At 67.0% G+C, this 6338-nt stretch carries 9 protein-coding genes and 1 pseudogene; 5 read left to right on the top strand and 5 right to left on the bottom strand.

Translation table 11 applies throughout. The features are described 5' to 3' along the window. Positions 1–345 (top strand): annotated as a pseudogene (locus DU475_RS02460) (TetR/AcrR family transcriptional regulator); the annotation flags it as partial. Between the two features lie 19 nt (positions 346–364). Beyond that, positions 365–775, top strand: coding sequence for a DUF3574 domain-containing protein (locus tag DU475_RS02455; protein ID WP_150105183.1), 411 nt, complete (start codon positions 365–367; stop codon positions 773–775). Here DU475_RS02455 and DU475_RS02450 read toward each other — a convergent pair. The 3 genes from DU475_RS02450 to DU475_RS02440 form a co-directional block, all read right to left on the bottom strand. Then, the gene (locus tag DU475_RS02450) at positions 765–962 is read right to left on the bottom strand and encodes a hypothetical protein (protein WP_013501737.1); all 198 of its coding nucleotides are present in this window, start codon (positions 960–962) and stop codon (positions 765–767) included. The two genes, DU475_RS02455 and DU475_RS02450, sit on opposite strands and share 11 nt — an antisense overlap. A gap of 101 nt (positions 963–1063) precedes the next feature. After that, the gene (locus DU475_RS02445) at positions 1064–1297 is read right to left on the bottom strand and encodes a transcriptional regulator (protein WP_164630466.1); all 234 of its coding nucleotides are present in this window, start codon (positions 1295–1297) and stop codon (positions 1064–1066) included. Positions 1298–1397: 100 nt separating this feature from the next. Then, a complete protein-coding gene (locus tag DU475_RS02440; protein WP_013501739.1) occupies positions 1398–1607 on the bottom strand; it encodes a cold-shock protein in 210 nt (69 codons plus the stop codon). Positions 1608–1883: 276 nt separating this feature from the next. Here DU475_RS02440 and DU475_RS02435 point away from each other — a divergent pair, with 276 nt between their 5' ends. Beyond that, entirely contained in the window at positions 1884–3137 is a 1254-nt protein-coding gene (locus DU475_RS02435) for an arsenic transporter (protein WP_013501740.1), read from the top strand. Positions 3138–3291: 154 nt separating this feature from the next. Continuing rightward, positions 3292–4017, top strand: a complete 726-nt coding sequence (locus DU475_RS02430; RefSeq protein WP_349644152.1) for a DUF3750 domain-containing protein — start codon at positions 3292–3294, stop codon at positions 4015–4017. Here the strand turns inward: DU475_RS02430 and yidD are convergent. Next, positions 4004–4405 (bottom strand): membrane protein insertion efficiency factor YidD, encoded by a 402-nt coding sequence (yidD, locus tag DU475_RS02425; RefSeq protein WP_164630464.1) that lies wholly within the window; start codon positions 4403–4405, stop codon positions 4004–4006. The two genes, DU475_RS02430 and yidD, sit on opposite strands and share 14 nt — an antisense overlap. Positions 4406–4645: 240 nt before the next feature. Here yidD and DU475_RS02420 point away from each other — a divergent pair, with 240 nt between their 5' ends. Beyond that, positions 4646–5536, top strand: a complete 891-nt coding sequence (locus tag DU475_RS02420; RefSeq protein ID WP_164630463.1) for a COG3904 family protein — start codon at positions 4646–4648, stop codon at positions 5534–5536. A gap of 143 nt (positions 5537–5679) precedes the next feature. Here the strand turns inward: DU475_RS02420 and DU475_RS02415 are convergent, their stop codons facing one another. Further along, positions 5680–6132: an iron-sulfur cluster assembly scaffold protein gene (locus tag DU475_RS02415; protein WP_013501744.1), complete on the bottom strand. Its 453-nt coding sequence runs from the start codon at positions 6130–6132 to the stop codon at positions 5680–5682. Positions 6133–6338 lie beyond the last annotated feature (206 nt).

Here is a 6338-nt window from a genome sequence, read left to right as displayed (position 1 = left end):
CCGCAGCGGCTGCGCCGGCGGGTGCATGCCTTCATCCAATCCGAATGCGACGAAGCCGAAGTGCGCGGCGCGCTCGACGATGCCGCGCCGCTGTATCGCGACGCGCCCGAAGCCCGCGCCGCGCGCAAGGCGATGGACGGCACCATGGCGGCGTTTCTGCGCGAGGCGGCGCCGCGGAGTTCGGACGCGGCGCGGGCGCGGGCGGCGGAGCTGATCAGCCGCACCATCGCTGCGCTCGGCAAGGACTTCTCCAGCCGCCCGCGCACGGCGGCCGAGATCACCGCCTATGCGGACGCGGTCGGCGATATGCTGTGCGCCTATCTGAAAACCCTGCGGCGAGGTTGAGATGAGGTCGAGGCAGATGATGGTGCGCATATTGGTCGCCGGCGCAGTCGCGGCGTCGCTCGGTGGCTGTGCGACGTTGCCGACGCCTGCGTGTCTGCCGCCGTCGCAGCCGATGCTGAGCGCGGAGCTGGCGTTCGGCCGCAACATCGGCGACCGGCTCGGCGTCAGCGACGTGGAGTTCGCGCGGTTCGTGGCCGAGGAGATCACGCCGCGGTTTCCGGACGGGCTCACCGTGGTCGACAGCGTCGGGCAGTGGCACGACATCGCGCGCGGCCGGCTGGTGCGCGAGAGGGGCAAGCTGGTGAGTATCGTGTTCGCCGAGAATCCGGCGCAGCGCGCGGCGCTGGGCGAGATCGTCGAACTCTACAAGCGTCGCTTCAGGCAGCACGTGGTGATGGTAGCGGTGCGGCCGAGTTGCGTCAGCTTCTGATCGCCGCGGAGGTGCCGCGCTCGGTGATCTGATAATGCGTCGACTTGGAATCGCTCGACGCTCGCTTCAGCCAGCCGAGTTCGACGAGATCGTCGTAAGGCTTCCGCTCACGGGCGCCGAACACCTGGCGGCGGCCGCCCGCACTGCGGATCTCACGGATCAGTTTGAAGTCGTCGGCGGTGGCCATCGTCGTCTCCCGACCGGGCGGCGCGACGCCCGCGATGCCGCTCGCTCAGAGTGTGTTGTGGCTCAGGGGCTGTTGCCGTTCGGATTCTCTTGCCGCTCGGATCAGAGCGTCTTTCGGGTCCGCTTCTTCGGCGCGGCCGGAGCCTGGCCGGTCGCGGCCTGTTCGGCCTCGTGAGCGAGCCGCAGCGCGCGCAGCCGTTCCATGTTCTTGCGGAGTGCGATGCCCTCGCGTTCGACCTCGGCCATCCGCTGCGCGCCTTCCTGCTGTTCCATCAGCTTGCGGCGCGCGCGTTCGACGCTGGTCGGGGAGGGGGTATTGGTCTTCTTGTCAGTCATATCCGCCTCGTTTCGGTACGCGCGGCAAAACCCGCTCGACCTCGAGGATCGAACGGGCCCATCTGCCGTTTCAGTACATCCGTGAAACGGAGACGCTGGATCAAGCCAGCGCGAGATTTTCGGCGCTGCTCTTGCCGCGCATCTTGTCGACCTTGACCTCGAACGACACCTGCTGGCCCTCGGCGAGGCCGGACAGGCCGGCGCGTTCAACAGCGCTGATGTGCACGAACACGTCGTTGCCGCCGTCGCTCGGCGCGATGAAGCCAAAACCCTTTTGGCCATTGAACCACTTTACGGTACCTGTCGTCATCTTCATTCTCCAAAGAACATCGTCCGCGCCAACACGGCGCGTGACGTTTCAACTAATCGATGAACTTTGGGAAGGAGCCCGCGGGCGCATTCAGAAAGGCACAGCGGCTAATCGAATAACCACACCGTATAGCATCCGCTTCGATCATACAAGGACTATATTGTCGCGCGCCGCGCGCAGGGGCTGCAACCGTACCGATAGAGACAACCGCAGCGTCTTCGCTTATCGGTTAGTTCCATCCCGCACTCCGCACGCCACCTCGCTATGCCAAGCTCGATGCTGTCCCACGATCTGATATTGACCTGGAGTATCGTCGCCCTCGCCACGGCCGGCGTGATCATTCGTCCGCTGCGCTGGCCCGAGGCGGTGTGGGCGGTGGCCGGTGCAGGCGCGCTGGTCGTTCTCGGCCTGCTGTCGTGGCAGGATGCGCTCGCCGGGGTGCGCAACGGCATCGACGTGTATCTGTTCCTGATCGGCATGATGCTGATCGCCGAGCTGGCGCACCGCGAGGGGCTGTTCGATTACCTCGCCGCCTACGCAGTCGAACATGCCCGCGGCTCGCCGCAGCGCTTGTTCCTGCTGGTCTATGTGGTCGGCGTGCTGGTCACCGTGCTGCTGTCCAACGATGCCACCGCGATCGTGCTGACGCCGGCGGTGTACGTCGCCACCCGCGCCGCCGGCGCCGCCCCGCTGCCGTATCTGTTTGTTTGCGCCTTCATCGCCAATGCGGCGAGCTTCGTGCTGCCGATCTCCAATCCGGCCAATCTCGTGGTGTTCGGCGAACACATGCCGCATCTCGGCGGCTGGCTGCAGCAATTTGCGCTGCCGTCTTTGGCGGCGATCGTCGTCACCTATCTGATGCTGCGGCTGGCGCTCGGCCGGGCCCTCGCCGAGCAGACGCTGCAGACCCGCGTGGCGACACCGCATCTGTCGTGGGGCGGCAAGCTCGCCGCGGTCGGGATCGGGGCGATCGCGATCGTGCTGCTGACTGCTTCGGCGCTGAACGTGCCGCTCGGCCTGCCGACCTTCGTGTGCGGTCTCGTCACCACCGCGGTGGTGCTGGTGCTGGCGCGGCAGTCGCCGGTTCCGGTGTTGAAAGGCGTGTCGTGGAGCGTGGTGCCGCTGGTCGCCGGGCTGTTCGTGATGGTCGAGGCGCTGAGCCGCACCGGCGTGATCGGTGCACTCGGCGCGCTGCTGCGTGGCGCCGTGGCCGACGCACCGCGACTGGCGTCGTGGACCGCCGGCCTTGTCACCGCGATCGCCTGCAACATCGGCAACAATCTGCCGGTCGGGCTGGTGGCCGGCTCGGTCGCAGCCGACAATCACCTGCCGCGCGAAACCATCGCGGCGCTGCTGATCGGCGTCGATCTGGGACCGAATTTCTCGGTCACCGGCTCGCTCGCCACCATCCTGTGGCTGGTGGTGCTGCGGCGGAACCAGATCGAAGTCACCGCCTGGCGGTTCCTCAAGCTCGGCCTGGTGGTGACGCCGTTGCCGCTGATCGCTGCGCTCGCCGCGGCGGTGTGGTGAGGTACGTCTCGCCATCGTACGTCACCGGAGGTCGCGACAATGTCGCGCGCGCCTGTTCCAGCACGACGGCGTGATCGCGACTGGCGAGCGCGGTGGTGCCGTCTATATTCCCGGCAACCTTCCTCAACAGATTCCCATCCACGTGAGACGTTTGGTGCTGATACTGCTGCTACTCCTCGTCGTGCCGGTCGCCGTGTCGGCCGGCCGCTATTGGCTGGGCGATCGTAGCGTCGACTGGCAGAGCGCGGATCGTTCCAGCGCTGGGCTGTTGCCGCCAGCGGCGCAGCATCCGGACGCGCTGGTGCGGGTTTTCGCTGCGCGCACCGTGCGCTGGCGCGGCATCTTCGCGGTGCATAGTTGGATCGTCGTCAAGCCGGAGGGCGCCTCGCGCTACACCCGTTACGACTACACCGCCTGGGGTGCGCCGATCCGCGTCAACGGCTTCGTCGCCGACGGCCGTTGGTTCGGCGACGAGCCGCAACTGATCGCGGCGGTCGACGGCGCGGCGGCGGCGGCGATGATCCCGAAGATCGAGGCTGCGGTGAAAGGCTATAGGCTCGCCGCCTATGGCGACTATCGCGCCTGGCCCGGACCGAACTCCAACACCTTCGTGGCTGCGGTGATGGCCGCGGTCCCTGAGCTGCGCACCACGCTGCCGCCGACCGCGATTGGCAAAGACTATCCATGGGACGGCGGCTGGATCGCCTGGACCCCGTCCGGTACCGGCGTGCGCGCCACGCTCGGCGGTTACCTCGGGCTGACGCTGGGCTGGATCGAAGGCGTCGAAATCAATCTGCTCGGCGCAGTGCTCGGCCTCGATCTGCGCCGGCCGGCGATCAAGCTGCCGGGGCTGGGGCGGATCGGGTTCAGTCCTTTGTGACGTCGGAATGCGCGCCGCATCCGCAGGTCTCGGCGGCGGTGGCTGCGACATCCGGTGGCGGGGCGTTGACGCCGCGCCACCGCGCGTAGCGCCACGGTAGATACCAGCGGGCGCGGGGCGGCGCGACTTGCGGAACCAGGTCGATCCCCGAGGTGCCGAACGGCTGGCAGCGCAGTAGCCGCGCCAGCGTCATCCATCCGCCGGCCCACAGCCCAAACCGGCCGATCGCCTCGTCCCCATACATCGAACAGCTCGGGAAGTGCCGGCAATTGTAGCCGACCAGCGGCGACAGCGTGTGGCGATACAGCCAGATCAGCCCGCGGCCGACATTGCGCGGCAGGCGCAGCACGGGATCGATCCAGTTAGTTCGGTCGGTTGGTAATTGCATCAGCAGGTGCCGTTTCGATGAGCGGCGTTGTGCCCGGTTCCTTTGCGGGGAACGGCAGCTCGCCGACATTTGCGCAACACTTCACCAAAACTCGCGGCGTGTTGAGCGCGACGCAGCAAAACGCGGTGGTGTTTGCGGTTGATCAAAGTTAGCTTTTTCACAACGATTAGGTAACAGAGACGTGACAGATTCGGATTGGAACTTGTCACGCTGTTGCTGCCCGAGACGAAGGACGTAAGGTTGGAACGCGCGGTTCTCTCCTGTTTGACCGGTTCGGCGCTGTGGCGGGTCGCGGCGCTCGGCATCGTTCTACTCGGGTTCGCGGCGGACAGCAGCATTCCCGTCACCGCCGGGGCCGGCAGTCTGGAGGCGCGGCGGCAGCCGATGAAGTTCGGCTGGGTCGCCTGCGATCCGGATTGCGGCGGCTGGATCAGCGCGGTCGGTATCGTCACCGTCGACACGCCGAAGGCGTTCGACGACTTCGCCCGGGACCGCCAGCTTCGTGGCGCCACCGTGGTGCTGGATTCCAGCGGCGGTTCGGTCAACGATGCGATCGCGCTCGGCCGGCGCTGGCGCGCGCTCGGTCTGGCTACCACGGTCGGGATCAGCGTGTCGGCAGCCTCGCAGCTTGGCAACCGGCCGCGGATCGAGCCCGCTGCGTATTGCGAATCGATGTGCGCGTTTCTGCTGTTGTCCGGCCAGACCCGCTACGTGCCGGAAGGCGCCCGCGTCCGGGTGCATCAGATCTGGATGGGCGACCGCGCCGAGGATGCTCGCGCCGCCAGCTATACGGCCCAGGATATGTCGATCGTCGAGCGCGACATCGGCCGGCTGGCGAAGTTCACCTTCGACATGGGCGGCACCGGCGATCTGTTGTCGATCGCGCTCAGCGTGCCGCCGTGGGAGGATCTGCACGAGCTGACGCGGCAGGAACTGCGCGACAGCAACCTGATCACCACCCAGTTGCTCGCCGATCTGTTGCCCGGGCTCGGGAGCGCACCGGCGAAGGCGGTCGCCTCGGCCGCGCCGAAGCCGGCGCAGGACCGCTTTACCCCGCAGCCGGCGGCCGCCACCAAGACCGCCGAGGCACTCCCGACCGGCGGCACCGCCGCGGCGCAGCTGGGGCACTGAGTCAGGAAACGTCATTCCGGGGCGCTCGCGAGAGCGAGCGAACCCGGAATCGCCAGATTGTTGTGCGCTGTTTTTCACAACGGCGAGATTCCGGGTTCGCGAGCTTCGCCCGCGCCCCGGAATGACTCGGTGAGTGGGAGGGCTTACGCCGTTGCCTTCGCGGTTTCGCGCTGCGCTTCGATCTGCCCGATCGCGTCGACCACCGCGTCGAAGGTCAGCAGCGTCGATGCGTGGCGGGCCTTGTAGTCGCGCACCGGCTCGAGCATCGCGATGTCGGCCCATTTGCCGTCGGGCGGGGCGCCGTTCTCTTTCAGCATCTTGCGCACGGTCTCGCGCAACGCTTTGAGTTCGCTGGCGGTCGAGCCGACCACGTGGGTCGCCATGATCGACGACGAGGCTTGGCCGAGCGCGCAGGCTTTGACGATGTGGGCGAAGTCGGTGACGGTGTCGCCGTCCATCTTGAGGTCGATCGTCACGGTCGAGCCGCACAGTTTGGAATGCGCGGTGGCGCTGGCGTCGGGATGCTCCAGCCGCCCGATCCGCGGAATATTGCCGGCCAGTTCGATGATGCGGTTGTTGTAGATGTCGTTGAGCATGCGGCGAATTCCGTGCGGGCGCTGTGGTCACTGGTCGCCCGGGGCGGCGACCTTGGCGGTTCCGGCTTGTCGTCTTATATAGGAAGGATGGGTTTCGAAATGAAGCCTCGCGGTGCGGCCGATTGGGCCGCGCCGAGGTCGCGAGCCGAAGCCGGTCAAGCACTTGGCCGGTCGGGCTCGCCGAAGGGATCAAGACGACCGGCTGT

Origin of the sequence: Rhodopseudomonas sp. WA056 (assembly GCF_010906995.1) — a bacterium.
GTDB classification, from domain to species: Bacteria; Pseudomonadota; Alphaproteobacteria; order Rhizobiales; family Xanthobacteraceae; genus Rhodopseudomonas; species Rhodopseudomonas palustris_G.
Note: the sequence above shows the minus strand (reverse complement) of the source record. Positions and strands in the feature narration are given on the sequence as shown.

Excerpts from the sequence above, each read along its gene's own strand:
- yidD (WP_164630464.1), bottom strand. The coding sequence starts at position 4,405 with ATGCAATTACCAACCGACCGAACTAACTGGATCGATCCCGTGCTGCGC.
- DU475_RS02445 (WP_164630466.1), bottom strand. The coding sequence starts at position 1,297 with ATGACTGACAAGAAGACCAATACCCCCTCCCCGACCAGCGTCGAACGC.
- DU475_RS02455 (WP_150105183.1), top strand. The coding sequence starts at position 365 with ATGGTGCGCATATTGGTCGCCGGCGCAGTCGCGGCGTCGCTCGGTGGC.
- DU475_RS02440 (WP_013501739.1), bottom strand. The coding sequence starts at position 1,607 with ATGACGACAGGTACCGTAAAGTGGTTCAATGGCCAAAAGGGTTTTGGC.
- DU475_RS02450 (WP_013501737.1), bottom strand. The coding sequence starts at position 962 with ATGGCCACCGCCGACGACTTCAAACTGATCCGTGAGATCCGCAGTGCG.
- DU475_RS02415 (WP_013501744.1), bottom strand. The coding sequence starts at position 6,132 with ATGCTCAACGACATCTACAACAACCGCATCATCGAACTGGCCGGCAAT.
- DU475_RS02435 (WP_013501740.1), top strand. The coding sequence starts at position 1,884 with ATGCTGTCCCACGATCTGATATTGACCTGGAGTATCGTCGCCCTCGCC.